The sequence below is a fragment of the Kitasatospora sp. NPDC127111 genome, assembly GCF_042677465.1.
Taxonomy (GTDB): domain Bacteria; phylum Actinomycetota; class Actinomycetes; order Streptomycetales; family Streptomycetaceae; genus Kitasatospora.
In genome coordinates, this window is record NZ_JBHXTG010000068.1 from 1 (window position 1) to 25486 (window position 25486).

The following is a 25486-nucleotide window of genomic DNA, read 5'->3' on the forward strand; positions in this document are numbered from 1 at the left end:
AACGACGGGGTGCACCTGCACCCGTCGGTGCTGGACCTCGCGTACGGCACCGCCGGCGCCGCGCGGGTCGCGCTGATCACCGACGCGATGGGCGCGGCCGGCATGGGCGACGGCCGCTACCCGCTCGGCCCGCTCCAGGTCGACGTCAAGGACGGCGTCGCCCGACTGGTCGAGGGCGGCGCGATCGCCGGCTCGACGCTCACCCTGGACGTGGCGTTCAAGCGCGCCCTCACCGTCAACGGCCTGACCCTCGACCAGGCCGCCGAGTCGCTCTCCGCCACCCCGGCCCGGCTGCTCGGCCTGGCCGACCGGGTCGGCTCGCTGGAGGCCGGCAAGCTCGCCGACCTGGTCGTGGTCGACTCCACCACGTACGACCTGGTCGCCGTCATGCGCCGCGGCGAGTGGATCACCGGCGGCGGGCGCTTCGGCACGGTCAAGCCCGCCTGACGGGCCGTTCGGACGCCGACGGCCGCCCACCCCCCGGGGGGAGCGGGCGGCCGTCGGGTGTCCGGGCGCGGGCGGGCTCAGCCGCCGTACGGCTCGACCGTGACCTGGTCGATCAGCACCGACCCGCCGCTCGGGTTGGCGATCGCGACGGTGTTCGAACCGACCTGCAGCTGCGGGAGTATGAACGTCGTGTACCAGGAGGACGCCGGGTCCTTGCCGGGCGAGTAGTTCTTGAACGACAGCCCGCTCGGCCAGTCCTTGCCGTTGACCGCCGCGGTGGCCTTCACGTCGCCCGCCGCGTTGTTGAAGTGGACGGTCAGCTTGTACGTCCCGGCCGCGGCGACCTCGCCGGTCCAGCTCACGGTGGAGCCCTGCTGCAGCGTCAGGTAGCCGCCGTCCGCCGACTTGGCGCCCTTCACGGTGTTGCCCGACGGCGCGTTCTGCGCCTGCAGCTGCCCGGCGTCGACGGTGACCGGCCCGGACACCGAGGCGGAGGCCGACGGAGAGCCGGTGCCGGACGGGCTGCCCGTGCCGGCGCTCGGGACCGGCGGCGCGGCGGTCTGGCTGCCGGTCTTGCCGCCGTTCGCCTTCTTGTCGCCGTCCGCGTCCCCGGTGGAGAGCGCGATCCCGGCGCCGATCGCGATGGCCGCGACCACCGCCACCGCACCGATCACCGCGCCCTTGCTCCGCCCGCTGCTCGGCCGCTCCTCGCCCGGCCGCGGCCGGGAGTGCTCGGCGTACCGGCTCTGCTGGGGGGGCGGGCCGCCGTACTCGGGCTGCTGCCCGTACGGCTGGCCGGGGCCGGGCTGGGGGTAGCCCGGCTGCTGCGCCGGGTACGGCTGCTGGCGCTGCGGCGGGTACGGCTGCTGCCCGTACTGGGCGCGGCCGACCTCCATCGGGCGGCTGTACGGCGTCCGCGGCACGCCCTGCTGCGGCTCGGCCGCCTGCGCGGGGCTGCCGTCGGCCGGACGGTAGAGGTAGCCGAAGGGGTCGTCGTCCTGCGGGGCACCGCCTTCCGGGCCCTCGGGCACTCCGTTGCTGCCGGCGGTCGTCACGGTGGTCAACTCCCCCATCGCGTTTCGCGTCGCCGGGCTGCCGTGCCGCCGGCGCTAGTGGTCGCTCGTACCCCGGAACCCTACCTGCCGTTCCCGGCCGTCCGGAAAGACCCCTTGACAACCCGCCGGTAGCTTTGGTCCGGAATGCGGACGTCAGCCGGCCCGACGGTGCGACCGTTCGCCCCGGGCGCCGCGCACCGCACCGCCGCGGGCCCGCTTCTCGTCGTACATCCGCTCGTCCGCGGTGTGCAGCACCTCCTCGATGCTCATCCCGCAGCCCGCCCAGCCGATGCCGAGGCTGACGCCGACCCGCATCGCCCGGCCGTCGATCCGCATCGGGGGGATGATCGCGTTGCGCAGCCGGTGGGCGAGGTCCTTGGCCTCCTCGCGGCCGATGCCGTCGGCCAGCACCACGAACTCGTCGCCGCCGAGCCGGGCCACCGTGTCGCCGTCCCGCACCGCCTGGCTGAGCCGGCGGGCCACCTCGACCAGGACGGCGTCGCCCGCGTTGTGGCCGAACCGGTCGTTGATCGACTTGAAGCCGTCGAGGTCGCAGAAGAGCACCGCGAGCCCCTTCTCGGCGACCGTCGCGCCGCCCGAGCGGAACGGGCCGGACCAGACGTCGCCGCCCGCGCCGTGGTCGGCCGGGACCACCGCGTGCACGTGCTCGCCGTAGCCGACCGGCCCTCCGGGTGCCGCGGCCGGCAGCACGTAGCCCTCGGCGGAGCCGTAGTGGTGCACCGGACCGGAGAGCGGGTCCGTCCCGTCCAGGCCCTCGTACGCGGTGTGCGCGCTGTACGAGTCGGCCGGGAAGCCGTACGCCTGCTGGTACGGGCCCTCGCCGAGCCCGGCCGCGGCTCCGGCGACGGCGCCGACGGTCTGCGGTTCGTTGCAGAGCCGCCGGCCCAGCCGGGCCTTGAGCTCGGCGCTGTTCGGCAGGCCGGTGAGGGCGTCGTGGCTGGCCCGGTGCGCGAGCTGGAGCTCGTGCCGCTTGCGGTCCTCGATGTCCTCGACGTGGGTGAGCAGGAAGCTCGGGCCCTCGGCCGCGTCGGCGACGATCGAGTTGCGCAGGCAGACCCACTGGTACCCGCCGTCGCGCCGGGAGAGCCGCAGTTCGGCGCGGCCGCTCTCCGCGCTGGTGCGCTCCAGCAGGGCGCGGTCGTCGGGGTGGACGAGGTCGGCGAAGCTCTGCTGGCGCAGCACCGCGCGGGGGCGGCCGAGGAGGCGGCAGAGCGCGTCGTTGACCCTGGTCAGCTGGCCGCGGCCGGCGCCGTGCAGTTCGGTGATGGCCATCCCGCTGGGCGCGTACTCGAAGGCCTGGCGGAAGCTTTCCTCGCTGGCCCGCAGGGCCTGCTGCTCCTTCTCCAGGCGGGCCAGCGCGCGTTGCATCTCGGCCCGCAGCCGGGCGTTGCCGATGGCGATGGAGGCCTGCAGGGAGAACATCTCCAGCGCCTCCCTGGTCCAGGCGCCGGGGCGTTTTCCGCTGCGCGGCCGGTCCACCGAGAGGACGCCGAGCAGGTCGCCGCCGGCGCTGTACATCGGGGCGAGCAGGCCGTCGGCCGGGTGCCAGTCGTTGGCGTAGACGGGCATCGGTCCGTCGCCGATCCAGCGCGGGATGTCGCTGGCCACGGCCCAGCCGCGGTCGTAGGGCAGGAAGCGCAGCGTGCCCCAGTGGTCGCTGACGCCGAGCAGCCGGTCCCAGGACTCGCGCGAGCCGACCTGGCCGAGCAGCACGGAGGGACCGCCCATGGCGCTCTCCTCCAGCTCCCAGACGGCCGCCACCACGAGGTCCCCGTCCGGCCGGACCAGGCTGACCGCGGCGGCGTCGAAGCCGAGCCCGTGCACCGCGCCCTCGACCACGGCCTGCAGCGTGCCCGCCAGGCTGCGGGCAGCGTTGAGGTCCGCCACGACCCGGTGCAAGGTGCGGAGGGTCGCGAGACGGACGTACGGCTCCGACTCGGCTTCCATGCGGGGGCTCCCCGGCTGCTTCGGATAGTTCTTGAATGGTTATCGTCCGATTGCCAGAAGAACTGAATCACAGGGAGCACAGCGTTCGGCACGCTCGGTCAGCAATAGGCCACCACTTGTGACTTAAATCACACGGGACTAATGCGCCCTTAATCAGTCCATCCACCCGTAACGGGACACAGTGCTTTATCGGAACATTTCTGGTGGTCGGCCGCATTGGCCGCGCACTCAAGTCACCAGGCGGCCGCCAGGCCCCCTGCCTTCACTCCTGGGGGTGAGCGTGGCCGTGGCCCGTCACCCCTGCGGCGCTGGTCCTACGACCACGGGCCGATGCCGTTCCGCACCCGCGCCGACTACCGTGCGGTACGTGTACTCGTCCCCGCAGCCCGAAGCTGCCTCCCAAGCAACGCCCGACGAGTTCCGGGCGGCTCTCTCCCAGCTCGCCTCCGGGGTGAGTCTGGTGACCGTCCACGACCCGGACGACGGCGAGGACGTCGGCATGACCGCCACGTCCTTCCTCTCCGTCTCGCTGGAGCCGCCGCTGGTGCTGATCTCCGTCCGCGAGGACTCCCGGATGGACGAGGTGCTCGCCCGCGCGGAGACCTGGGCGGTCTCGCTGCTCTCCGAGGAGCAGAAGACGCTGGGCTCGCGGTTCGCCATGAAGGGCCGGCTCAGCGACCGGCTGCTGTTCGCCGACGCGCCGCACCACCGCGGCCGGTACAGCGGCGCGCCGCTGATCGACGGCGCGCTGGCCACCGTCGAGTGCCGCACCGAGCAGCGGATACCCGCCGGCGACCACACGCTGCTGCTCGGCCGCGTCCTGGAGGCCGTGGTGCCCAACCCGGGGGGCCGCCCGCTGCTCTACTTCCGCGGCGGCTACCGGCAGCTGGGCTGAGGCCCGGCCGCGCCCCCGACCGCGTCGAGTACGCGCGCCCTCTCGCCGCCGTCAAGACCGCGTCACTCGCCGCCCCGCGGGGCGCGCCGGCCCTGCTTCAGCTCGGCCCGGTGCCGCTTGTTGAACAGCCGCCGCTCGACCATGCCCCTGCTCGGCTTCGTCGCCCGGCGGGCCTTCGGCGGCGGCGCCGTCGCCTCGCCCAGCAGCGACGCCAGCCGGGCCGCGGCGACCTCGCGGTTGCGCCACTGCGAACGGTGCTCCGAGGCGCGCACCACCAGCACCCGCCCGTCCACCAGCCGGCCGGCCAGCCGCTCCAGGGCGCGCTCCTTCCACACCTCGGGCAGGGCCGCCGAGGCCGCCAGGTCGTAGCGCAGCTCGACCTGGGTGTCGGAGGTGTTGACGTGCTGGCCACCGGGGCCGGAGGAACGCGAGAAGCGCCAGACGAGCTCGGCGTCGGGGACGACCACCGACCCCCGTACGCGGATGGGCTCGGGCATGGGCCCATCATCCCGCGCCGGGCCCGTGCCGGTCACCCCGTTTTACCGGGACAATGGCCGGTGTGATCGAGCTCGGCTACTCCCTTTCCAACCGCTTCCCCGACCCCCCGCAGACCGACTACCGCACGGCCTCCGTGCACGCGCTGCGGTACGACCTGTTCTGCGGCGACGTCTACCTGGACAGCGACGGCACGGAACTGTCCACAGCCTGGGGATGGGTGCCGGTGCTCGACTTCGCCTGGGCGCTCTGCGACATCGCCGAACAGCTGGACCGCGACCCCGACGGCGGCCGCGCCGCCCGGGTGCAGACCGCCGACCTCGACTTCACCCAGAACACCGAGCTGCTGCGGTTCGCCCGCCGCTTCAACTGGGTCGAGATCAGCGCCACCTGGCTGCCGGACGAGGAGCCGGCCGTGGTCCGCCACGGCGACCTGCGGCGCGAGGCCCGCGACTTCCTGCAGGACACCCTGGCCGACCTCTTCGACATGCACCCCGATCTGGCCGACAATCCGAACATCTGGTCACTCCAGGGCCGGTTCCGGAGAATCTGACCGGGCTTTGATCCGGCCGTTGCCCGAACGCGATTCACCCAAAAGAATGTGCCGCGGAGCGTGGAACCAAGCCCACGTCCGCTCGCGTTATCCCGGGCAAAAGCAACGAAGGGACTGCACACACCATGCCAGTGAGCCTCTCCAAGGGTGGCAACGTCTCGCTGACCAAGGAGGCCCCCGGCCTGTCCGCGGTCACCGTCGGTCTCGGGTGGGACGTCCGCACCACGACCGGTGCCGAGTTCGACCTCGACGCCAGCGCGATCGTGCTGAACGCGGACGGCAAGGTGCTGTCCAACAGCCACTTCGTCTTCTTCAACAACACCAGCACCCCGGACGGCACCGTCGTCCACACCGGTGACAACCGCACCGGCGAGGGCGCCGGCGACGACGAGGCGATCAACGTCAACCTGGCCGGCCTCCCGGCCGACGCCGTCAAGATCACCTTCCCGGTCTCGATCTACGACGCCGTGGCCCGTTCGCAGAACTTCGGCCAGGTCCGCAACGCCTACATCCGCGTCGTGAACGCGGCCGGCGGTGCCGAGATCGCCCGCTACGACCTCTCCGAGGACGCCGCCACCGAGACCGCCATGATCTTCGGCGAGCTCTACCGCAACGGCGCCGAGTGGAAGTTCCGCGCCGTCGGCCAGGGCTACGCCTCCGGCCTCGCGGGCATCGCCCAGGACTTCGGCGTCCAGATCTGACGCCACCACGGCGCGGAGCGCCCGGCCCCACTCCGTCGGGGGCCGGGCGCTCCGCCGTTCCCGGGCACGCCACCGTTCCCGGGCACGCCGCCGTTCACAGGCACTCCGCCGTTCCCGGGCGGAAACACCTCGGCGCAGGAGACCGGTCGGACCGGTCTCCTGCGCCGAGGGCAGCGTGGTCCGGGCGTCAGCGCGTGGCGCGCAGCTCCGGGAGCTGGAGCAGTTCGGTCTCGTCGTCCTGGGTCAGGTCGACCACCTTCGGCTGTGCCTGCGCCGCCTCGGCCGGCTCCGTCTCCCGGCCCTCCGGCTCCACCCGGGCCTCGGCCCGCGCGGCCTGGGCCTGCGCAGCCTGGGCCTGGGCCTCGGCCTGGGCCGCCACCGCCTCGTCGCCCACCACGTCGGCCAGGTCCGCGCGCTCGCCCAGCTCCGCGACGCTGCCCACGGCCGGGGCCGGAGCCGCCGGCCGGGCGGCCGCACCACCGCTGCGGCCGAAGAAGCTGAAGCCCTGCCCGCGCACCGCCCCGGACTGCAGCGGCCGCGGCCGCTGCCGCTCGGCCGGCAGCACCGGTGCGGCCTGGGCGCCGCCGAGCTGACCGACCGTCGCGGTCAGCGCCGGCCGCACCGGGGCCGCGGGCGCCGGGACGGCCGGAGCCGCCACCGCGGGCCTGGACACCGCCGGCGCGGGGACCGCGGGAGCCACCGGAGCGGGGACGGCGGGAGCCACCGGAGCCGGCACCGCGGGCACCGCCGGTGCGGGCGCGGAGACGGCCGCCGGCGCCGTACGGGCGCGCAGCGCGAGCTCCGCCCCGGCCGCACGCTCCCGCTGCTCCTGCTGCGCCGCCGCTCGCCGCTCCAGCTGCCGCAGCACGGCCGCCGCGCGGACGAACGCGGCCGGGCTGGCCGGGTACTTGGGGCGGCTCGCGGCGAGCGCGCGCTGCGTCGCCTCGGCCTCCTTGAGCGCCTGCTCGGCGACCATCACGGCCCGCTCGCGCAGCAGCCTGGCGATCTCGGTCTCGGCCTTCGCCAGGCGCGACTTCTCCGCCGTCAGCCGCCGGCCGAACCGGGTGGCCCGCTCCTCGGCGACCTCCGCGGCGTACTCGGCCTCGGCGAGCTGCTCCTCGAAGCGCTCCTCGGCCCGCAGCCGCTGGGCGACGGACACCTCGGCCGCGGCCCGGGCGGCCCGGTCGCGCTGGCGCAGCAGCACCGCGATCCCGAGCGCCGCGAGCACCGCGGCGACGCCCACCGAGCGGACCAGGACGGTGTCCTGACTGAAGATCAGCGCGGCCACCGCGGCGACGATGAGCACGCCGGCGGCGGTGGGGGGGAAGACCCGGCCGAGGACGGAGGAATGGCGATGACGTCCGCGAGACATGCCAAGAAACTAGCGTGCGAATTGGGGCCGTGTCAGCCCAGGGTCGGCTTTGGCCCTTGACACTGCGCGAGCCGTGCCGCACGTACCCGGCCCGTCACCCCGGGGTCACCCGCGCGTCCCCGTTCAGCGGTGGGTGGCCGCCGGACCGCTCGGACCGTCGTGGTTCTCCGGCAGCTTGCACACGTGCTGCAGCCAGAGCGCCGCCGCGATCACCGCCGAACCGGCGAGCACCGCGAGACCGGCCGTGATGGCCTGGTCCTTGCGGGCGGGCACGTCCAGCTCGCCCAGCAGGTAGATCCCCGCGCCCGCGTAGATGCCGGTGACGACGGCCGAGACCAGCGCGCTCGCCTGCCCCAGCACCACCGCCCGGGCCGCGCCGAGCGGATCGACCCGCTTGGCGCCGGGCTGCCGCTCGCGCGCCGCCTTCAGCCGGGACCGCAGCGAGATCGCCGTGGCGAGCAGGATCACCGCCACCGCGGCCAGCACCACCGGCGCCGCGCCGGGCACGGCGGGCAGCGTGTCCAGGGAGGCCCACAGCTTGGCGCCGGCCCAGGACAGCGCCGTCACGACGGCGATGATGCCGACCAGCAGGCGGAGGCGAAGCAGCTTCACTCGGACGTGGTCCTTCCCGGGGTACCAGAGTCGGGCGGCCGCCCCCGGGTGGGGTACGACGGCGCCAGGCCACCGTACCGGGCCCGGCCCGGCGGACACCGGTGTGCGTGAGGGGGCCGGCACCTACTCGTACGGCCGGGGCCCCCGCCGGAGTTCCCGGCCGCCCCGGGCGCCGGACGGGCGCGCCGGGCGGCCGGCCGGAAGCCCTACTCCGGCAGCGTCAGCCGGATGTCCTCGCGCCGCCGGACGCCCTGCGCGTCCGCGCCGCCGAGCGCCTGCAGCAGCGCGGCGACCTGCCCGTGGCCGGGCACCTCGGCCTCCGGCTGGGCGTCCAGCCAGGGCGCGAGCACGAACGCCCGCTCGTGCGAGCGCGGGTGCGGCAGCAGCAACTGCGGGTCGTCGCTGGTGACGCCCTCGTACGCGAGGATGTCGACGTCCAGGGTGCGCGGGCCCCAGCGGACGGTGCGGACCCGCCCGAAGGCGTCCTCGATCGCGTTGCCGCGCTCCAGCAGGTCGCGCGGGGGCAGCGTGGTGCGCAGCACGACCACCGCGTTGTAGTAGTTGGGCTGCTCGTCGGGGCCGCCGACGGCCTCCGTCTCGTACACCGCGGAGACGGCCTTGACCTTGAGCCCGGGGGTGTCGGCGAGCGCGTCGACGGCGCCCTGGAGGGTTTCCAGGCGGTTGCCCAGGTTGGAGCCGAGGGCGATCACGGCACAGCGCTGGCTGTGCAGCGTGGTGTCGGCCGAGTCCACCCGGTTCTCCAGGTCGAACGTGGTCGGCGAGGCGGTCGGGTCACTGGTACTCATCGAATTCCCTCTGCATCGGAGACCGGGCGCGCGGCGCACATCACGCGCGGCCCCGGTGGATGGTCACGGTCACGTCGTCGAACGGCACGGTGATCGGGGCGTCCGGCTTGTGCACGGTGACCTCGACCTCCTCGACCGCGTCGTGCTTGAGGCACTGGTCGGCGATGCGCTGGGCCAGGGTCTCGATCAGGTCGACCGGCTCGCCGGCGATGATCGCCGTGACCTCCTCGGCCACGATGCCGTAGTGCGCCGTGCGGGTGAGGTCGTCGCCGGACGCGGCGGGGCGGGTGTCCAGGTACAGCACGAGGTCCACCACGAAGGTCTGGCCCTCGACGCGCTCGCGCTCGAAGACGCCGTGGTGGCCCCGGGCACGCAGGCCCCGCAGGGTGACGCGGTCCAGCAAACGAATCACTGCTCCCAGTCGGACGGGCCCTGCCGCGGACGGAAAGCGGGCAGGCAGGGCGAAGGCGGGCATCGCGCCCGCCACTCCGTTTCGAATCTACCTGCGAGCGCGGACAACGCCTGACCGTCCTACCCGGCACGAACCGACGCCACGCACGCCGGAATGGCGATTGACGTGAACGTTCGGTGAGCGGCCGGAAATTCCCGGGCGATCGCCGGACGACCGTTTCCCGACGGCCCCGGGATCAGTCCTCGTCCTCGTCGTCGCCGCTGGTCAGCACCGGTGACCCGTGGTGCGACCAGAGCTTCCAGCCGGCCGGTGTGCGCCGGAAGAGATTGGTGGAGACGACCTTTCCGCCGACCAGCGGTCCGAGCTCCCCCTCCTCCTCGGCCTCACCACCCGAAAGGATGTTTTCCGTGCACGTGACAAGAGCCACATCCCCGTGCACCTCGGCCTCGACGTCGGTCAGGATGAACTGGATGTACTCCGTGTTCGCCATGATCAGCATGTACGAGCGGGTCACCTGGGCCCGCCCGCGCAGCACCGGCCAGCCGGGGTGCACGCACACCACGCCGCCCTTGTCGTCGGCCTCGGCGGCCCCCAGCCAGGCGTCCTCGACCGCCTCCAGATCGCCGTTCTCCAGCGCCTCGTAGAGCGCCCGGTTGGCCTCCAGGACGGCCTCCCGGTCCGCCTCCCCGGCCCGCTGACCCGCGGTCTCGCCGCTCACCCTGCCGTCACCTGCCACAGACCCTCCCGTTTCACCCCAAGCGGGCCGCGCGCTGCCAGGCCGCGACCACCCGGACGGCATCCGCCGTGCCGGCCACGTCGTGCACCCGCACCGCCCAGGCGCCGGCCCGCGCCGACAGCACCGACACCGCGGCGGTCGCGTCGTCGCGCTCCCTGGCCGGGCGCAGCTCCCCGGTTTCCGGGTCGGCGAGCAGCGTACCCAGGAACCGCTTGCGCGATGCGGCGACGAGGACGGGACGGCCGAGCGCGGTGAGCGCGTCGAGCCGGCCGAGCAGCGCCCAGTTGTGCGCGGCGGTCTTGGCGAAGCCCAGCCCCGGGTCCAGGATCAGCTGCTCCTCCTTCACCCCGGCCGCCAGCAGCGCGTCCACCCGGGCGGTCAGCTCGCCGACCACGTCCGCGACGACGTCGTCGTAGACGGCCAGCCGGTCCATGTCGGCGGACTGCCCGCGCCAGTGCATCACCACGAAGGGGGCGCCGGTCTCGGCCACCACCCGGGCCATCGCCGGGTCGGCCAGGCCGCCGGAGACGTCGTTGATGAGCCGGGCGCCGGCCGCCACGGCCTGCTCGGCGACGGAGGCGCGCATGGTGTCGACGGAGACGAGCACCCCGGCGTCGGCCAGCTCACGGACCACCGGCAGCACCCGCCCGAGTTCCTCCTCCTCGGGCACCCGGTCCGAGCCGGGGCGGGTGGACTCGCCGCCGACGTCGACCAGGTCCGCGCCCCGGGCCCGGAGGGCGAGCCCGTGCGCGATGGCGCGGGCGGGGTCGTGCCACAGCCCCCCGTCCGAGAAGGAGTCGGGCGTCACGTTGACCACGCCCATCACGGCGCAGCGGTCGAGCCGCGGCAGTCCGGCCGGCAGCGAGAGGGAAAGCGAATCGCTCATGCTCTCCATTATCGAACCGGCCGTCATCGAAGCGGACCCCGGCCGGAGGAGGTCCGGCCGGGGTCCAGTGGGCGGTGCGTCGGGGCTCAGGCGGCCTCGGTGACCTCCGGGCGCGGGGCCGGCATCAGGCCCTGGCGCTGCTTCTTGCGGCCGAAGCGCGGCATGCCGAGCGTGATGAAGGCCTCGGCCTGCATCACGGCGAAGCCGATCCGCGGCAGGTCGCGGTTGTTCGGGAAGACCAGGAAGCGCGGCTCCCACTCCGGCTGGAACTTCGCGTTGAACTTGTACAGCGACTCGATCTGGAACCAGCGCGAGAGGAACACCAGCAGCCCGCGCCAGGCCCGCAGGACGGGGCCGGCGCCGATCCGCTCACCGCGCGCCAGCGCCGAGCGGAACATCGCGAAGTTGAGCGAGACCCGGCGGATGCCCATCGCCGGCACCGCCTGCAGGGCGGCGACGATCAGCAGCTCGTTCAGGCCCGGGTCGGCGGCGCGGTCGCGGCGCATCAGCTCCAGCGAGATGCCGTCGGGCCCCCACGGCACGAAGTGCAGCACGGCCTTCAGGTCGTCGCCGCCCTCGCCCTCCTCGGGGGCCTTGTGGGCGGTGACCACCACGCAGTCGTCGTCGAGCGGGTCGCCGAAGCGGCCCAGCGCCATCGAGAAGCCGCGCTCGGTGTCGGTGCCGCGCCAGCGGGCGGCGGCGTCGGCGATCCGGTACTTCTCCTCCTGGGTGAGGTCCGCGACCTTGCGCACCTGGCAGGAGTAGCCGTTGCGCTCGATCCGCTTGACCATCTGCCGGACGTTGCGCATCGCCCGGCCGGACAGCGAGAAGGCGCCCGTGTCGACGATCGCCTCGTCGCCCAGCTCCAGTGCGTCCAGCCCCGCCTCGCGGGTCCAGACCTCGCCGCCGACCTCGCTGCAGCCGACCACGGCCGGCACCCAGGCGTGCTCGCGGGCCTCGGCCATGAACACCTTGATCGCGCCCGGCCAGGCCTCCACGTCGCCGACCGGGTCGCCGGAGGCGAGCATCACGCCGGAGATCACCCGGTACGAGATCGCCGCCTTGCCGGAGGGCGAGAACAGCACGCTCTTGTCTCGGCGCAGCGCGAAGTAGCCCAGCGAGTCCCGCTCGCCGTGCCGGTCGAGCAGCCCGCGGACCTTCTCCTCGTCCTCGGCGGTCAGCTCCGGCTTGGGCTTCTCCGGGCGCAGCGCGAGGTACGCGGTGGTGAGGGCGGTGATCAGGCCCATCCCGCCGAGCAGGTAGGCGACCAGCTCGGACATCCGGCCCGAGGTGTAGTCGACCGGGCCCTCGAAGCCGAACAGCCCGTACCCGACGTGTTCGAGCCGCTCGAACACGCCCGGGTGGCCGATCTCGTACTTGGTCCGGGTGGAGACGATCAGCAGGCCGAGCAGCACGCTGATGGTGCCCATCACGACCAGGTTGACCGCCGCCCGCCAGCGGGTGCGCGGGTCGGCCTTGGCGTAGAACTCGCGCCGGTGCACCAGCATCACCGCGAACAGCACCAGCGAGACGACCGCCGGGCCGATCTGGTGCCAGCGCAGGATGTGCAGCGCCGCGCCGACCGGCAGCAGCACGCAGACCACCCGCCAGGCGCGCCGCTTGCGCCGCCGCAGGGCGTGGGCGAGCAGCACCAGCAGCAGGCCGACCATCAGGGTGCCGGCCGCGGCCAGCGTGGTGGTGCCGCCCGGCAGCTGCCCGGCGAAGGTGTGCACCTTGGTGTGCCGGAGCTTGGGGAACACCGCACTCGCGATGTCCACCAGGCCGATCAGCAGACAGGCGTAGCCGACCGCACCCGGGAGCCAGGCCCTCGGGACGGCGGCCGCTTGGGTACGAAGCGTCTGCAGGCCGCGGCGACGGGGCGGCTGCTCTGGGCTCGGCTCAACGGACACGGGAACGCTCATGGAAGCTCAGCGTAGAGGCTGCGGAGCGCAGTCCTGTCACTCCGGGGGAGGAGTTGTGAGGGACCTTCATGCCTTTTCCTTCATCAGGCAATGCGCACACCAAGCATCCGGAAACGGATGGTAACCGGTGATCGGCGGGCGCTGCGGTTGAGCCGAGGGTGGGAGCCGGGACCCCTCGCCGCGTGGCGCGACGGACCCCCGCATACCCGGTACGTACGGTGGACGCCGCATTCTAGGGCGCCGGTTGCGTGGGATCGCGCCCGGCCTCCCGGCCTGCCCCCGGCACCCGGACGGACCAGCCCCGATGGTCCGGCCTGACTGGTCGTCAGACCATGGAAGCGTGCCCCGACAGCGTCCCAGCGGAAGGCCGACAGCATGGAACTGACCAGCGACGCGCTGGTGAACTCACTGCTCGCGCTCGGCGCGGCGGCCCTGCTCGCCACGCTCTGGCTCTGGCCCAGGCTGGCCCGCCAGCGGCCGCTGCCGGTGCTCGGCCGGATCGGGCTGCTGACGGTCACCCAGGTCTCCGTGCTGGCCGTGCTCGCGCTCTCGGTCAACAACACCTTCGGGTTCTACACCTCCTGGCACGACCTGCTCGACCCCGGCGGCGCCAAGCTCACGCTCACCAGCAACGAGAACCACCACGGCGGCACGCCGGTCTCCGACTCGCCGATCCAGCCCACCGACGAGGGGGGCCTGGAGGGCGTCACCGACCTGCCCAAGGGGCCGCCGGAGGAGGTCGGCAAGATCGAGTCGGTCCGGCTCATCGGCAAGGAGTCCGGCCTCTCCGACCAGATGTTCGTCTACCTCCCGCCGGAGTACTTCGACCCCAAGCTCGCCATGGTGCGCTTCCCGGTGCTGCTCACCATCGCCGGGTTCCCCGGCACCACGCTGCACCTGGTGAAGGAACTGCCCGTCCCGCAGACCGTCTGGGAGCTGCACAAGGCCGGCAAGATGGCGCCGGCGATCGTCGTGATGGTCCGCCCGACCGTCGCTCCGCCGCGCAACACCGAGTGCGTGGACGTCCCCGGCGGCCCGCGCACCGAGTCCTGGTTCGCCAAGGACGTGCCCGAGGCGCTGCGCGCGACCTACCGGGTCAGCCGCTCGCCCTCGTCCTGGGGCGTGCTCGGCTACTCCGCCGGCGGCAGCTGCGCGATGCGGCTGGCGATGCGCTTCCCGGACGTCTTCGGCAGCGGGGCGGGCATGCACGGGGAGTTCAAGGTGGTCGAGGACCAGTTCACCGGCGGCAGCCTCTTCGGCGGCGACAAGGCGCTGGCCGATCAGAGCGACCTCACCTGGCGGCTGCAGAACCTCCCGGCGCCGAACCTCTCGCTGCTGGTGGTCAGCACCCGCACGGAGACCGACTACCCGGAGACGGTGAAGTTCGTCGAGCTGGCCCAGCAGGTGTCCGCGGCCAATCCGCAGTTCAAGGTCGAGTCGCTGTACCTGGACGACGGGGGCCACAATTTCGACAGCTGGGTCCGGGAGCTGCCCGCCGCCCTGGAGTGGATGAGCGCCCGGCTCACCTGGATGTGACGCCCGACCGGGGGCCGGACCACCGCGCCGCCGGGCGGGTGACTACCGGCCGGTCGGACGGCCCGGCCGGTCCCCGGGGGGAACGTATCGCGACCGCCCGGCCGAACGGCCGGCGCCGTCCCGGATCCGGGCAGGAGGCCCCATGCTCAGCACCCGATCGCTCTTCGACGAGATCTACCGGAACGACGAGGCGTACCAGCTGTTCTGCAGCATCGCGGCCGGCGGCGAGGACCAGGGCGGCTGGGAGAACGAGCGGATCACCGCACTCACCCGGGACCCGGTCCTCGCCCCCAAGATCGCCCGGCACGGCGCCGACGAGCGCAAGCACGGCCGGATCTTCACCCAGCTGCTGAACAAGCGCGGCCTGCCCAAGGTGGAGGTCCCCGTCGAGGCCGACTACTGCATGCTGCTGGAGCGCCAGGGCGTCGGCCTCTCGCACGAGCGGCTGACCAGCGACGTGCCGCTCGCCGACCGGGAGATCATCACCTATCTGGCGCACAGCCGGGTCACCGAGCAGCGCGCGGCCGAGCAGATGCGCCAGCTGGTCAAGGTGTACGGCGACAATCCGGACCTCGGCCGGGCGATGCGGATGATCTCCGCCGACGAGGACAACCACCTCGCGTACTGCCACGAGGAGCTGCTCCGGCTCGCCGCCGAGGGCCACGGCCCGTACATCCGGCACACCCTGGAGACCAGCGCCCGCGGCGAGATCCGCACCCACCGGGACGTCGGGCTGGCGGTGACCTCCCGGATGGCGAAGATCCTCAAGTGGCCGCGCTGGCGGCTGGCCGTGGTCACGGCCGGCGTCCACGCGCTCTACCTGTACGACCTGGCGTTCGGCTGGCGGCGGATGGTGCGGCTGCGGATGCCGGAGCGCCGCAACGCCCTGGGCACCCCCGCGCCGCCGCACGCCGAGCGCGAGGTGCTCTGACCCGTCTGCCTCCGGGCCCGCCGGCCGGAGCCGTCAGCGCCCGATGACGGGGCTCGTCAGCGCCCGATGATGAGGCTCATCGCCTCGGCCCGGGTGGCCGGGTCGCGGAGCTGGCCGCGCACGCAGGAGGTGATGGTCTTGGCGCCGGGCTTGCGGATGCCGCGCATCGACATGCACATGTGCTCGCACTCGACGACCACGATCGCCCCGCGGGGTTCGAGGATCCGCATCAGCGCGTCCGCGACCTGGCTGGTGAGCCGCTCCTGCACCTGCGGGCGGCGGGCGTAGACGTCCACCAGCCGGGCCAGCTTGGACAGTCCGGTGATCTTGCCGCTGGTGGACGGGATGTACCCGACGTGCGCGACGCCCCGGAACGGCACCAGGTGGTGCTCGCAGACCGACGTCAGCTCGATGTCCTTGACCAGCACCATCTCGTCGTGGCCGAGGTCGAAGGTGGTGGTGAGGACGTCCTCCGGCTCCTGCCAGAGGCCCGCGAATATCTCCTTGTAGGCCCGCGCCACCCGGGCCGGCGTCTCCAGCAGTCCCTCGCGGTCCGGGTCCTCGCCCACGGCGAGCAGCAGCTCGCGGATGGCGTTCTCGGCCCGCTTCTGGTCGAAGGTCCCGACGGCGGGCGGACCGTCGAGCGTCACCGGGTCGATCATGCGGGCCTCGCTAACTAGGGGAACGACTTGGCTGAACAGCACGGATGCCGCGCCTCCAGGGTACAAACCCCGGTGACGCGGCATCCATTCCGTCCTGTGCGGTGCCGGATCAGCCCTCCGTGGGGGGCTCCGCCGGCAGCGGCGGGAGCTTCACCACGTCGACCGGACCGGCCTCGGTGGCGGCGGCGCCGTTGGTGAGCGCCAGCTCCTTGGGCGACTGCACCGGCGGCCTGGTGGAGGGCGTCCGGCGGGCGGAACCCGTCCAGGCCGGCCGGGCCGGGCGCTTGACGACCGGGGCGAAGATCTCGGCGATCTGCTCCTTGTTGAGGGTCTCCTTCTCCAGGAGCTCCAGGACCAGGTTGTCGAGCACGTCGCGGTTCTCGACCAGGATCTCCCAGGCCTCGTTGTGCGCGTTCTCGATGAGCTTCTTGACCTCTTCGTCGACCAGCCCGGCGACCTCTTCCGAGTAGTCGCGCTGGTGGCCCATCTCACGGCCCAGGAACGGCTCCGAGTTGTCGGTGCCGAACTTGATCGCGCCGAGCCGCTCGGTCATGCCGTACTGGGTGACCATGGCCCGCGCGGTCGCGGTGGCCTTCTCGATGTCGTTCGAGGCGCCGGTGGTCGGGTCGTGGAAGACCAGCTCCTCCGCCGCGCGGCCGCCCAGCATGTAGGCCAGCTGGTCGAGCATCTCGTTGCGGGTGGTGGAGTACTTGTCCTCGTCCGGCAGCACCATGGTGTAGCCGAGGGCCCGGCCGCGGGACAGGATGGTGATCTTGTGCACCGGGTCGCTGTTCGGGCACGCCGCCGCCACCAGGGCGTGGCCGCCCTCGTGGTACGCGGTGATCTTCTTCTCCTTGTCGGACATGATCCGCGTGCGCTTCTGCGGACCGGCCACGACGCGGTCGATCGCCTCGTCCAGGATGCCGTTGTCGATCAGCTTCTTGTCCGAGCGGGCGGTCAGCAGAGCGGCCTCGTTGAGGACGTTCGACAGGTCCGCGCCGGTGAAGCCGGGGGTGCGCTTGGCGACGGCCGAGAGGTCGACGTCGGGCGCGATCGGCTTGCCCTTCTGGTGCACCTTGAGGATGTCCAGCCGGCCCTGGAGGTCGGGGCGCTCCACCGCGATCTGGCGGTCGAAACGGCCCGGGCGCAGCAGCGCCGGGTCCAGGATGTCGGGGCGGTTGGTCGCGGCGATCAGGATCACGCCGCCCTTGACGTCGAAGCCGTCCATCTCGACGAGCAGCTGGTTGAGGGTCTGCTCGCGCTCGTCGTGGCCGCCGCCGAGACCCGCACCGCGGTGCCGGCCGACGGCGTCGATCTCGTCGACGAAGACGATCGCCGGGGCGTTCGCCTTGGCCTGCTCGAAGAGGTCGCGGACGCGGCTGGCGCCGACACCCACGAACATCTCGACGAAGTCCGAGCCGGAGATCGAGTAGAACGGCACCCCGGCCTCGCCCGCGACGGCGCGCGCCAGCAGGGTCTTGCCGGTACCGGGCGGGCCGTACAGCAGCACGCCCTTGGGGATCTTGGCGCCGACGGCCTGGAACTTGGCCGGCTCCTGCAGGAACTCCTTGATCTCGTGGAGCTCCTCGACCGCCTCGTCCGCACCGGCGACGTCCGCGAAGGTGGTCTTCGGGGTGTCCTTGGTGAGCAGCTTGGCCTTCGACTTGCCGAACTGCATGACCCGCGAGCCGCCGCCCTGCATCTGGTTCATCAGGAACAGGAAGACCAGCACGATGATCACGATGGGCAGCATCGACAGCAGCAGGCTGACGAAGGTGCTCTGCTTCTCCGGGCTGATGGTGTAGCCGTCGGAGAGCGTGCTCTGGTCGTTGTCGTTGATCTGGGCCTGCAGCTTGTCGGCGATCGCGACACCCTGGTCGCCGATGTACGAGGCCTGGAACTTGGTGCCGGACGGGGGCTTGCCCGTACCGGCGTCGGACAGCTTGGCGCCGTCCTTCAGCTGGATCTTGATCGTGTTCGAGTCACCGGTGGTGATCTGCGCCGACTTGACCTGCTTGGCATCGATCGCTGCGACGACCTGCCCGGTGTCCACCGTCTTGTAGCCGTTCGAGTCCGAAACGACCTGCATCAGCACGATGACGGCGAGGACGGCCAGCACGATCCACATGATCGGCGCACGGAAGTATCGCTTGACGTCCATCCATGCGGGGCGTCGCCGCCCCGTCCCTCCTGCCACTCAACGGCGCCGCGGGGCCGTGGGCCGCCGGCGCATCCGGTCTGTGCTCATGTGAAGAGCGGTTTTATTGGACCGTACCGCAGTCGGACCCGCCCGTGGCGGGAGCGCAGCGACACGATTGCTTCTATTTCCCCCCGATCCAACGGGCGGGGACGACGTACTGTTCCCGCCCGTTGGCCCGAACGGGGCCCGGTCCCTCTCAGCCGCCGTAGACGTGCGGGGCGAGGGTGCCGATGAAGGGCAGGTTACGCAGCTTCTCCGCGTAGTCGAGGCCGTAGCCGACCACGAACTCGTTGGGGATGTCGAAACCGACGTACTTGACGTCGATCTCGACCTTGGCCGCGTCCGGCTTGCGCAGCAGGGTGCAGACCTCCAGCGAGGCCGGGCCGCGCGAGCCCAGGTTGCCGAGCAGCCAGGACAGGGTCAGGCCCGAGTCGATGATGTCCTCGACGATCAGGACGTCCCGGCCGGCGATGTCGGTGTCGAGGTCCTTGAGGATCCGCACCACGCCGGAGGACTTGGTGCCCATCCCGTAGGAGGAGACCGCCATCCAGTCCATGGTCACCTGCGAGTGCAGGGCACGGGCGAGGTCGGCCATGACCATCACGGCACCCTTGAGGACGCCGACGATCAGCAGGTCCTTGCCTGCGTAGTCCCGGTCGATGCGCTCGGCCAGCTCAAGGAGCTTGGCGTCGATCTCGTCCTTGCTGATGAGCACCTTCGCGAGGTCAGCGCCCATGTCGTTCTGGTCCACCGGGGATACGTCCTCAAACGTTCGGGGTCTGTGTGGCCGGCGGCCGGTGACCCCGGGGCATGCCCGCCCGTCAGTCGCCCTGCCGCCGAAAGACCAGCGTGCCACACCTGCGGGTGGCTTCGACGCCCCCGGGTAGGTGCAACGGCCCCTGGCCGCGCCATCCGGTGACCAGCAGGTCGATCGTTTCCAGGTGACGCGCGAACAGGTCGCCCGCCGGGCAGCCCGCCCGCAGCGCGGCCCGGCGCAGCACCCGGCGGCGCACCGCGGGCGGCAGTTCGGCCAGTTTCGCGGCGTCCAGGGTGCCTTCGCCCGTCCGGAGGTCGCGCTCGGCCAGCGCCGCCCACTGGTCCAGCGCGTCGGCGTCGTCGCGGAACAGCCGGGCGGTGCGGGCCAGTGCCTCGACCACGCCGCCGCCGAGGTGCTTCTCCAGCACCGGCAGCACCTCGTGGCGCACCCGGGAGCGGGTGTAGGCGGGATCGCAGTTGTGCGGGTCGTCCCAGACCGGGATCGCCTGGGCGGAGCAGGCCTGCCGGGTGGCGGCCCGGTCCAGTTCCAGCAGCGGGCGGCGGTAGCGGCCCTTCTGGGCCGGCATCCCGGCCAGCGAGCGGGCGCCGGAGCCGCGGGCCAGGCCCAGCAGCACCGTCTCGGCCTGGTCGTCGCGGGTGTGGCCGAGCAGGACGGCGACCGCGCCGTGCCGCTCGGCGGCCTCGTCCAGGGCCGCGTAGCGGGCGTCCCGGGCGGCGGCCTCGGGGCCGCCGTCCCGGCCGACCCGGACCGGGATCGCCTCGACCGGGTCGAGGCCGAGCGAGCGGAGCCGCTCGGCGACCTGGGCGGCCCGGTCGGCGGAGCCGTCCTGCAGACCGTGGTCGACCGTGACGGCGCCGACCCGCAGACCGATCTTGGGGGCCTCGAAGGCGGCGGCGATGGCCAGCGCCATGGAGTCCGCGCCGCCGCTGACGGCGACCAGCACCAGCGGCGAGCCGGGTGCGGCCGGGGTGCGGGGCAGCCCGGAGGGGTGGCGGTGGGCGTTGCCGATCAGGGTGGTCCCGACCGTGGCGCCGACCAGCGGCGCCCCAGCGGGGCGCTCGCGGGGCTCGCGCACCGGCGCGGTGAAGGTGGTGCCGGCCTCGGCGGCGAGGTCGGTGAGCGTGCGGCGAACGGCCAGGCGTATCGCGGCGACAGCGGGGTGTGGGCCCACGGCGGACGGCTCCTTGGCGGAGGGGGGACAGGACGGCGGAGGGCGCGGCGGGGACCGCGCATCTGTGAGCACCGTGTTACCGGGCGCTCACAGATGGTGGCAGAAAGGAGGCACCCGCTACGCCACCCGCGCCACCGGTACGACCACCGTCCCACGTTCGGGTGAATGGAGAAACGTATCTTCACCCGCCATCTGCACGACTGGACCACTCGTACGAACGGGTTTGACCGCTGCCGACCACCGAGCGGCGGGCGAGCCCGTCCGCCCGCCGGCTCGCGGGCCGTCGGGCGACTACCCCACCACCCGGGAGACCCAGGCGGCGGGGTCGTGGATCTCCTCCTTGGTCGGCAGGGTGTTGGGCGAGGTCCAGACCCGGTTGAAGCCGTCCATCCCGACCCGCTCGACCACCCCGCGCACGAAGACCGCGCCGTCCTGGTACTGGCGGAGCTTGGCGTCCATGCCGAGCAGCCGGCGCAGCACCAGGTCCAGCCGGTTGGCGCCGCGGTCCCGGCGCTGCTGGAACTTCTCCCGGATCTCGGCCACGGTCGGCACCACCGCCGGGCCGACGCCGTCCATCACCACGTCCGCGTGGCCCTCCAGCAGCGACATGACGGCCGTCAGCCGGCCCAGGATCTCGCGCTGGGCGGGCGACTGGACGATCTCCAGCAGACCGGTGGAGGTCTGCCCGCCCTCACCGCGGTTGCCGACGCCGGGCAGGCCGGCGCCGAGCGAGCCGGCCGCGTCGCGCAGCCGGTCCAGCAGCGCGCCCGGGTCGACGTCCGTCTCGGCCAGGAAGGACTGCACCTCGGACTGGATGTGGTCGCGCAGCCACGGCACCGCGGTGAACTGCGTGCGGTGGGTCTCCTCGTGCAGGCAGACCCAGAGCCGGAAGTCGGCCGGGTCGACGTCCAGTTCCCGCTCGACGTGCACGATGTTCGGCGCCACCAGCAGCAGCCGGCCCGGGCCGGGGCCGTCCGGGCCGAGCCGGGGCTTGTCGAACAGGGCGGCCGGGCTGTCCGGCGCCTCCAGCGAGGGCTCGGCCGGCGCGAAGGTCTCGTACTGGCCGAGCACCTTGGTGGCCAGGAAGGCCAGCAGGGCGCCGACCTCGATGCCGGTCGCCTTCTCCCCCACCGTGCCGAACACCCCGGCCGTGGCGCTGTTCGCCCGGCGGGCCTGCAGCTTCTCCACCAGCGGCTGGACGACGGTGCGGAAGCCCGCCACGTTCGCCCGCACCCAGCCGGGGCGGTCCACGATCAGCACCGGGGTCGCGGCGGCCTCGGCGAGGCTGCTGGAGCGCATGCCGGTGAAGGCCCGGACGTGCTCCTCGGCCTCCAGCGCGTGCCGGCGCAGCTCGGCCACCACGGCGGCCGCCTCGGCCCGGCTCACCTCCGGCCCCGGCCGCACCAGCCTGGTCGCGGTTGCGACCGCGAGATTCCAGTCGACCATGTCAGCACCGCCGCTCGCGCTCGTCATGCCCTCACCGTACGTGCTCCCGCCCACCGGGGGGAGCCACCGGTGCGGACCGCCCGGATCCCGGGCGGTCCGGCCGGGCCCCGGACCGGATCGTTCCGCCGGCCGCGGCCGACGCGGCGTCAGTGACAGCCGCAGGCCGCGAGACGGGCTACGACGCGGTCCATGGCGGCCCGGGCGGTGTCGGCGGGGGCGGAGGTCTTGGTCATCACCGCGAAGGAGAGCAGCCGGCCCTCGCTGTCCACGACGGTGCCGGCCAGGGTGTTGACGCCGCTGAGGGTGCCGGTCTTGGCGCGGACCAGGCCGGCCGCGTCGGCCGCGCCCGAGCCGGCGCCGAAGCGCTTGCCGAGGGTGCCCGTGAAGCCCGCGATCGGCAGGCCGGTGAGCACCGGGCGCAGCGTCGGGTGCTGGTCGGAGGCGGCCAGGGCGAGCAGGTGGACCAGGACGGCCGGCGCGATCGCGTTGTCGGGGTTCAGCCCGCTGCCGTCGTTCAGCACCACGCCGGCCATCGGCACGCCGAGCCGGGCGAGTTCCTGCTTCACGGCGGTGGCGGCGCCCTCGAAGCTGGCCGGCTGGTGGGCGGCGACGGCGGCCTGGCGGGCGACCGCCTCGGCGAGGGTGTTGTCGGAGGTGGTCAGCAGCCGCTCGACCAGGCGGGCGACGGTCGGCGAGTCCACCTTGCCGAGGACGGGCGCGCCGGCGGCGGCCGGGGCGGTCGCCTGCCTGGCCTTGCCCTCGACGGTGATGCCCTGGGCCTTCAGCAGCGTGGCGAAGGCCTCGGCGGCCGCCCCGGCCGGGTCGGCGACGCGGGCGGGCGCGTCCTCCTTGCTCTTCGGGTCGGCCTTGCCCTCGTCGACCATCAGCGGGACGACCAGCGCGATGTTGGTGGCGTCGTGGTTCTTGTGCTGCGGGTTGCCGGAGTACAGCGAGAGGTCGTAGTCGAGCTTGACCGCGGTGGTGCCGGCGGCCTTGAGCGCCGCGGCGGTCTGCCGGGCCAGCGCGTCCAGCGAGGCGGGGGCGGTGTCGGGGTCGGCGGGCACGCCGCCGACCTGCACCTGGTCGGCGGGCAGGGCGGTGAGGGTGGGGTCGCCGCCACCCACGAGGGTGATGTCGCCCGGGTTCGCACCCTTGACGACCCGGGTGGTGAGCCGGGTGTCGCCGGGGACCAGCGAGAGGGCGGCGACCGAGGTCGCCAGCTTGGTGGTGGAGGCGGGCGTGGCGGGGTTGTTCTCCCCCGAGCCGTACAGCAGCCGGCCGTCGGCGGCGTCCGCGACGGCGTAGCTGACGGTGCCCAGGTTCTTGTCGCCCAGCGCGGAGGCGAGCGCCTGCTGGAGCCCCTGGGCGGTCGGCGTCCCGGCGGCCGGGCCGGCCCCGGCGGAGGCCAGCACCGCGCCGGCGGCGGGTGCCGGGCGGGCCCCGGCCGGCGCGCCGGGGCTGCCGGTGGCGGTGCCGGGGCCCGTGGTGGCGGCCGGACCGCCGGTGGCCCCGGTGCCGCCCGGGCGCGGCGTCTCGGTGCCGCCGGAGCGCCCCCTGCCCTTGCCGTTGCCGTTCCCGTTGTCGCCGTGCTTGCCGTCCTGGTCCTCGTTCTCGCCCTGGCCGGGGGCGGTGCGTCCGCCGGGCGTCGGGGACGGCTGCGCGTACGCGCCGGTTCCCGAGCCGAGGACCGTGCCGGCGACCAGTAGTGCCGCCCCGAACAGTCCGGCCGCCGTCCCCCTGCGACGGTTCCCCGCCCCGACCCCTGCACCCACCGACCGGCCCCTTTCCTGAGCACTCACTCCCGTAGGAGACACTTGGATTCTGTCAGTCCCTACCTTGGAGGAACCGTTGGAGTTCGACGTCCTTATCGAAATCCCGAAGGGCTCTCGTAACAAGTACGAGGTCGACCACGAGACCGGCCGTCTGCGGCTCGACCGGATGCTCTTCACCTCGACCCGCTACCCGGCCGACTACGGCTACGTCGAGGGCACGCTCGGCGAGGACGGCGACCCGCTGGACGCGCTGGTCATCCTGGACGAGCCCACCTTCCCGGGCTGCCTCATCAAGTGCCGTGCCATCGGCATGTTCCAGATGACGGACGAGGCCGGCGGCGACGACAAGCTGCTCTGCGTCCCGGCGACCGACCCGCGCTGGGAGCACCTGCGGGACATCCACCACGTGTCGGAGTTCGACCGCCTGGAGATCCAGCACTTCTTCGAGGTCTACAAGGACCTGGAGCCGGGCAAGTCGGTCGAGGGCGCCAACTGGGTCGGCCGCGCCGAGGCCGAGGCCGAGGTGACCGCGTCGATCAAGCGCCTGGCGGAGCAGGGCGGTCACTGAGCCGTCGTGCCGATCTCGTTCGCCCAGGGCAGTTCGAGGTAGGTCGAGGCAGTCGGAGGCCGGGGTCCGCGGAGTCGTCCGCGAGCCCCGGCCTCCGCCGTGTCCGGGCCCGGGGCCCGGCTCCGGTCCCGCGCGGTCCGGTGCCGCTCGGATCAGTCCCGCGCGGTCCGGTCCCGCTCGGATCAGTCCTGGTCGTCCAGCCGGAAGCCGATCTTCAGGCCGACCTGGAAGTGCTGGATCCGGCCGTCCGCGAGGTGGCCCCGGACCTGCGTCACCTCGAACCAGTCGAGGTTGCGCAGCGTCCGGGCCGCCCGCTCGACCCCGTTGCGGATCGCCGCGTCGACCGACTCGGTCGAGGACCCGACGATCTCGGTCACCCGGTACACGTGCTCGCTCATGACGGACTCCCTCAGCTGTGCGACGGCCCCCGGTCCACCGTGCACCGGCGGCGGCCGCCCCGCACCCCGGCCGCCGCCGGACAGGGAGCGCCCGGGACGCGCCTCGGAAGGCCGCCCGGGGCACGCCTCAGAACGCCGCGCGGACCTCGCCGACCGGGGCGCCGCCGCCGAGCAGCGGCGAGGCGCCGATCCGCGCCATGGTGTCGTCCGCCGTCTGCACCCCGAGCCGGCGCAGCGCGGCCGCCAGGACCGGGCCGCGGGCCCGCTCGGCCCCGTCGTCGATCTTGAAGGCGAGCGCCCGGCCGTCCGCCAGCGCCACCACCTGCACCGCCTCGGCGCCCATCTTGGACAGCGCGCCCGGCACCGCCCGCATCAGCCAGGTGTCGGCCCGGCGGGTGCCGGCCACGTACTCGGGGTGGGCGCGCATCGCGTCGGCCACCCGGCGCTGCGGGGTGCCCTCCCCGGCCAGCACCAGCGCGCGGTAGCCGCGGGCCAGGCCGGTCAGGCTGACCGCCAGCAGCGGCGCGCCGCAGCCGTCCACCCCGGCGTGCGCCACCGACTCGCCGGTGGCCTCCTGGAGGGCCTCACGGGCCAGCAGCTGGACGGGGTGGGCCGGGTCGAGGTAGTCCTCGGTCGGCCAGCCGTTGGCGACGCAGGCGGCCAGCCAGCCGGCGTGCTTGCCGGAGCAGTCCATCATGATCGGCGCGCGCTCGCCGCCGGACTTCAGGTGGAGCTCGGCCTCGGTCTCGTCCAGCGGCAGGTCGGCCGGGGTCCGCAGGGCGGACTCGTCCAGCCCGGCACCGGCCAGGATCCGCCGCACGCCGTCGCGGTGAAACGTTTCCGCGGAGTGGCTGGACGCCGCCAGCGCCAGCAGCTCGCCCTCGATCGCCAGCCCCGCCCGCAGCGTGGCCACGGCCTGGAACGGCTTGGCGCACGACCGCGGGAACACCGGCGCGTCAGGGGTGCCCAGCGCGAACTCGACCGAGCCGTCGGCGGCGAGCAGCACCAGCGAGCCGTGGTGCCGGCCCTCGGTGAAACCCGAGCGTATGACCTCCGCGAGGACGGGCAGGGCGGCGGAGTTGGACATGGCGGGAAGCCTTCCGGGGTGAGGGTGGGCCGGGGGCGAGCCCGGGCCCGGCGCCCGCCCCCGGGGCCTCCCACCCG

At 73.4% G+C, this 25486-nt stretch carries 25 protein-coding genes; 7 read left to right on the forward strand and 18 right to left on the reverse strand.

Features of this window, described 5'->3' with window-relative positions; genetic code table 11:
- Positions 1 to 447: amidohydrolase family protein (locus ACFVHB_RS31140; RefSeq protein ID WP_380328894.1), on the forward strand; the 447-nt coding region annotated here is incomplete at its 5' end.
- 77 nt (positions 448 to 524) lie between these two features.
- On the opposite strand, the gene ACFVHB_RS31145 is transcribed toward ACFVHB_RS31140, so the two are convergent.
- Both ACFVHB_RS31145 and ACFVHB_RS31150 read right to left on the reverse strand, forming a co-directional pair.
- Positions 525 to 1511, reverse strand: coding sequence for a hypothetical protein (locus ACFVHB_RS31145; RefSeq protein WP_380328896.1), 987 nt, complete (start codon positions 1509 to 1511; stop codon positions 525 to 527).
- A 144-nt stretch (positions 1512 to 1655) separates the two neighbouring features.
- Positions 1656 to 3470 (reverse strand): diguanylate cyclase domain-containing protein, encoded by a 1815-nt coding sequence (locus ACFVHB_RS31150; RefSeq protein ID WP_380328898.1) that lies wholly within the window; start codon positions 3468 to 3470, stop codon positions 1656 to 1658.
- A gap of 367 nt (positions 3471 to 3837) precedes the next feature.
- On the opposite strand from ACFVHB_RS31150, the gene ACFVHB_RS31155 reads away from it, so the two are divergent.
- On the forward strand, positions 3838 to 4365 hold the full coding sequence (locus tag ACFVHB_RS31155; RefSeq protein ID WP_380328900.1) for a flavin reductase family protein: 528 nt from the start codon (positions 3838 to 3840) through the stop codon (positions 4363 to 4365).
- Positions 4366 to 4427: 62 nt separating this feature from the next.
- Here ACFVHB_RS31155 and arfB read toward each other — a convergent pair whose 3' ends face one another.
- Complete coding sequence (gene arfB / locus ACFVHB_RS31160) at positions 4428 to 4862, reverse strand: alternative ribosome rescue aminoacyl-tRNA hydrolase ArfB (RefSeq protein ID WP_380328902.1); 435 nt, start codon at positions 4860 to 4862, stop codon at positions 4428 to 4430.
- A gap of 53 nt (positions 4863 to 4915) precedes the next feature.
- Here arfB and ACFVHB_RS31165 point away from each other — a divergent pair, with 53 nt between their 5' ends.
- Positions 4916 to 5413: a hypothetical protein gene (locus ACFVHB_RS31165; protein ID WP_380328904.1), complete on the forward strand. Its 498-nt coding sequence runs from the start codon at positions 4916 to 4918 to the stop codon at positions 5411 to 5413.
- Between the two features lie 125 nt (positions 5414 to 5538).
- Positions 5539 to 6114 (forward strand): TerD family protein, encoded by a 576-nt coding sequence (locus tag ACFVHB_RS31170; protein ID WP_380328906.1) that lies wholly within the window; start codon positions 5539 to 5541, stop codon positions 6112 to 6114.
- A 187-nt stretch (positions 6115 to 6301) separates the two neighbouring features.
- Here ACFVHB_RS31170 and ACFVHB_RS31175 read toward each other — a convergent pair whose 3' ends face one another.
- The 7 genes from ACFVHB_RS31175 to ACFVHB_RS31205 all read right to left on the reverse strand — a co-directional run bounded on the left by ACFVHB_RS31175 (position 6302) and on the right by ACFVHB_RS31205 (position 12860).
- A complete protein-coding gene (locus tag ACFVHB_RS31175) occupies positions 6302 to 7486 on the reverse strand; it encodes a hypothetical protein (RefSeq protein WP_380328908.1) in 1185 nt (394 codons plus the stop codon).
- A 123-nt stretch (positions 7487 to 7609) separates the two neighbouring features.
- Positions 7610 to 8098: a DUF3180 domain-containing protein gene (locus ACFVHB_RS31180; protein WP_380328910.1), complete on the reverse strand. Its 489-nt coding sequence runs from the start codon at positions 8096 to 8098 to the stop codon at positions 7610 to 7612.
- 206 nt (positions 8099 to 8304) lie between these two features.
- Positions 8305 to 8904 (reverse strand): 2-amino-4-hydroxy-6-hydroxymethyldihydropteridine diphosphokinase, encoded by a 600-nt coding sequence (folK, locus tag ACFVHB_RS31185; protein WP_380328912.1) that lies wholly within the window; start codon positions 8902 to 8904, stop codon positions 8305 to 8307.
- 40 nt (positions 8905 to 8944) lie between these two features.
- Complete coding sequence (folB, locus tag ACFVHB_RS31190) at positions 8945 to 9304, reverse strand: dihydroneopterin aldolase (protein ID WP_030288941.1); 360 nt, start codon at positions 9302 to 9304, stop codon at positions 8945 to 8947.
- Between the two features lie 247 nt (positions 9305 to 9551).
- Positions 9552 to 10034 (reverse strand): nuclear transport factor 2 family protein, encoded by a 483-nt coding sequence (locus ACFVHB_RS31195; RefSeq protein WP_380328914.1) that lies wholly within the window; start codon positions 10032 to 10034, stop codon positions 9552 to 9554.
- Between the two features lie 31 nt (positions 10035 to 10065).
- Positions 10066 to 10938, reverse strand: a complete 873-nt coding sequence (gene folP, locus ACFVHB_RS31200; RefSeq protein ID WP_380328916.1) for a dihydropteroate synthase — start codon at positions 10936 to 10938, stop codon at positions 10066 to 10068.
- Positions 10939 to 11024: 86 nt separating this feature from the next.
- Positions 11025 to 12860, reverse strand: coding sequence for a phosphatidylglycerol lysyltransferase domain-containing protein (locus ACFVHB_RS31205; protein ID WP_380328917.1), 1836 nt, complete (start codon positions 12858 to 12860; stop codon positions 11025 to 11027).
- A 375-nt stretch (positions 12861 to 13235) separates the two neighbouring features.
- On the opposite strand from ACFVHB_RS31205, the gene ACFVHB_RS31210 reads away from it, so the two are divergent.
- A complete protein-coding gene (locus ACFVHB_RS31210; RefSeq protein WP_380328919.1) occupies positions 13236 to 14396 on the forward strand; it encodes an alpha/beta hydrolase in 1161 nt (386 codons plus the stop codon).
- Between the two features lie 142 nt (positions 14397 to 14538).
- A complete protein-coding gene (locus ACFVHB_RS31215; protein ID WP_380328921.1) occupies positions 14539 to 15327 on the forward strand; it encodes a ferritin-like domain-containing protein in 789 nt (262 codons plus the stop codon).
- A 56-nt stretch (positions 15328 to 15383) separates the two neighbouring features.
- On the opposite strand, the gene folE is transcribed toward ACFVHB_RS31215, so the two are convergent.
- The 6 genes from folE to dacB all read right to left on the reverse strand — a co-directional run bounded on the left by folE (position 15384) and on the right by dacB (position 23356).
- A complete protein-coding gene (gene folE / locus ACFVHB_RS31220; protein WP_030309924.1) occupies positions 15384 to 15989 on the reverse strand; it encodes a GTP cyclohydrolase I FolE in 606 nt (201 codons plus the stop codon).
- A 109-nt stretch (positions 15990 to 16098) separates the two neighbouring features.
- A complete protein-coding gene (ftsH, locus tag ACFVHB_RS31225; protein WP_380328923.1) occupies positions 16099 to 18150 on the reverse strand; it encodes an ATP-dependent zinc metalloprotease FtsH in 2052 nt (683 codons plus the stop codon).
- A 235-nt stretch (positions 18151 to 18385) separates the two neighbouring features.
- Positions 18386 to 18940: a hypoxanthine phosphoribosyltransferase gene (gene hpt / locus ACFVHB_RS31230; RefSeq protein ID WP_030059589.1), complete on the reverse strand. Its 555-nt coding sequence runs from the start codon at positions 18938 to 18940 to the stop codon at positions 18386 to 18388.
- A 70-nt stretch (positions 18941 to 19010) separates the two neighbouring features.
- Positions 19011 to 20138 carry a tRNA lysidine(34) synthetase TilS gene (tilS, locus tag ACFVHB_RS31235; RefSeq protein ID WP_380328925.1) on the reverse strand — a complete coding sequence of 376 codons (1128 nt, stop codon included), beginning with the start codon at positions 20136 to 20138 and terminating at the stop codon, positions 19011 to 19013.
- 291 nt (positions 20139 to 20429) lie between these two features.
- The gene (locus ACFVHB_RS31240) at positions 20430 to 21611 is read right to left on the reverse strand and encodes a zinc-dependent metalloprotease (protein WP_380328927.1); all 1182 of its coding nucleotides are present in this window, start codon (positions 21609 to 21611) and stop codon (positions 20430 to 20432) included.
- A gap of 119 nt (positions 21612 to 21730) precedes the next feature.
- Positions 21731 to 23356: a D-alanyl-D-alanine carboxypeptidase/D-alanyl-D-alanine-endopeptidase gene (dacB, locus tag ACFVHB_RS31245; RefSeq protein ID WP_380328929.1), complete on the reverse strand. Its 1626-nt coding sequence runs from the start codon at positions 23354 to 23356 to the stop codon at positions 21731 to 21733.
- Positions 23357 to 23432: 76 nt separating this feature from the next.
- On the opposite strand from dacB, the gene ACFVHB_RS31250 reads away from it, so the two are divergent.
- On the forward strand, positions 23433 to 23924 hold the full coding sequence (locus ACFVHB_RS31250) for an inorganic diphosphatase (RefSeq protein ID WP_030244505.1): 492 nt from the start codon (positions 23433 to 23435) through the stop codon (positions 23922 to 23924).
- A gap of 182 nt (positions 23925 to 24106) precedes the next feature.
- On the opposite strand, the gene ACFVHB_RS31255 is transcribed toward ACFVHB_RS31250, so the two are convergent.
- The gene (locus tag ACFVHB_RS31255) at positions 24107 to 24322 is read right to left on the reverse strand and encodes a dodecin (RefSeq protein WP_360188980.1); all 216 of its coding nucleotides are present in this window, start codon (positions 24320 to 24322) and stop codon (positions 24107 to 24109) included.
- A 127-nt stretch (positions 24323 to 24449) separates the two neighbouring features.
- Complete coding sequence (locus tag ACFVHB_RS31260) at positions 24450 to 25409, reverse strand: asparaginase (protein WP_380328931.1); 960 nt, start codon at positions 25407 to 25409, stop codon at positions 24450 to 24452.
- Positions 25410 to 25486 lie beyond the last annotated feature (77 nt).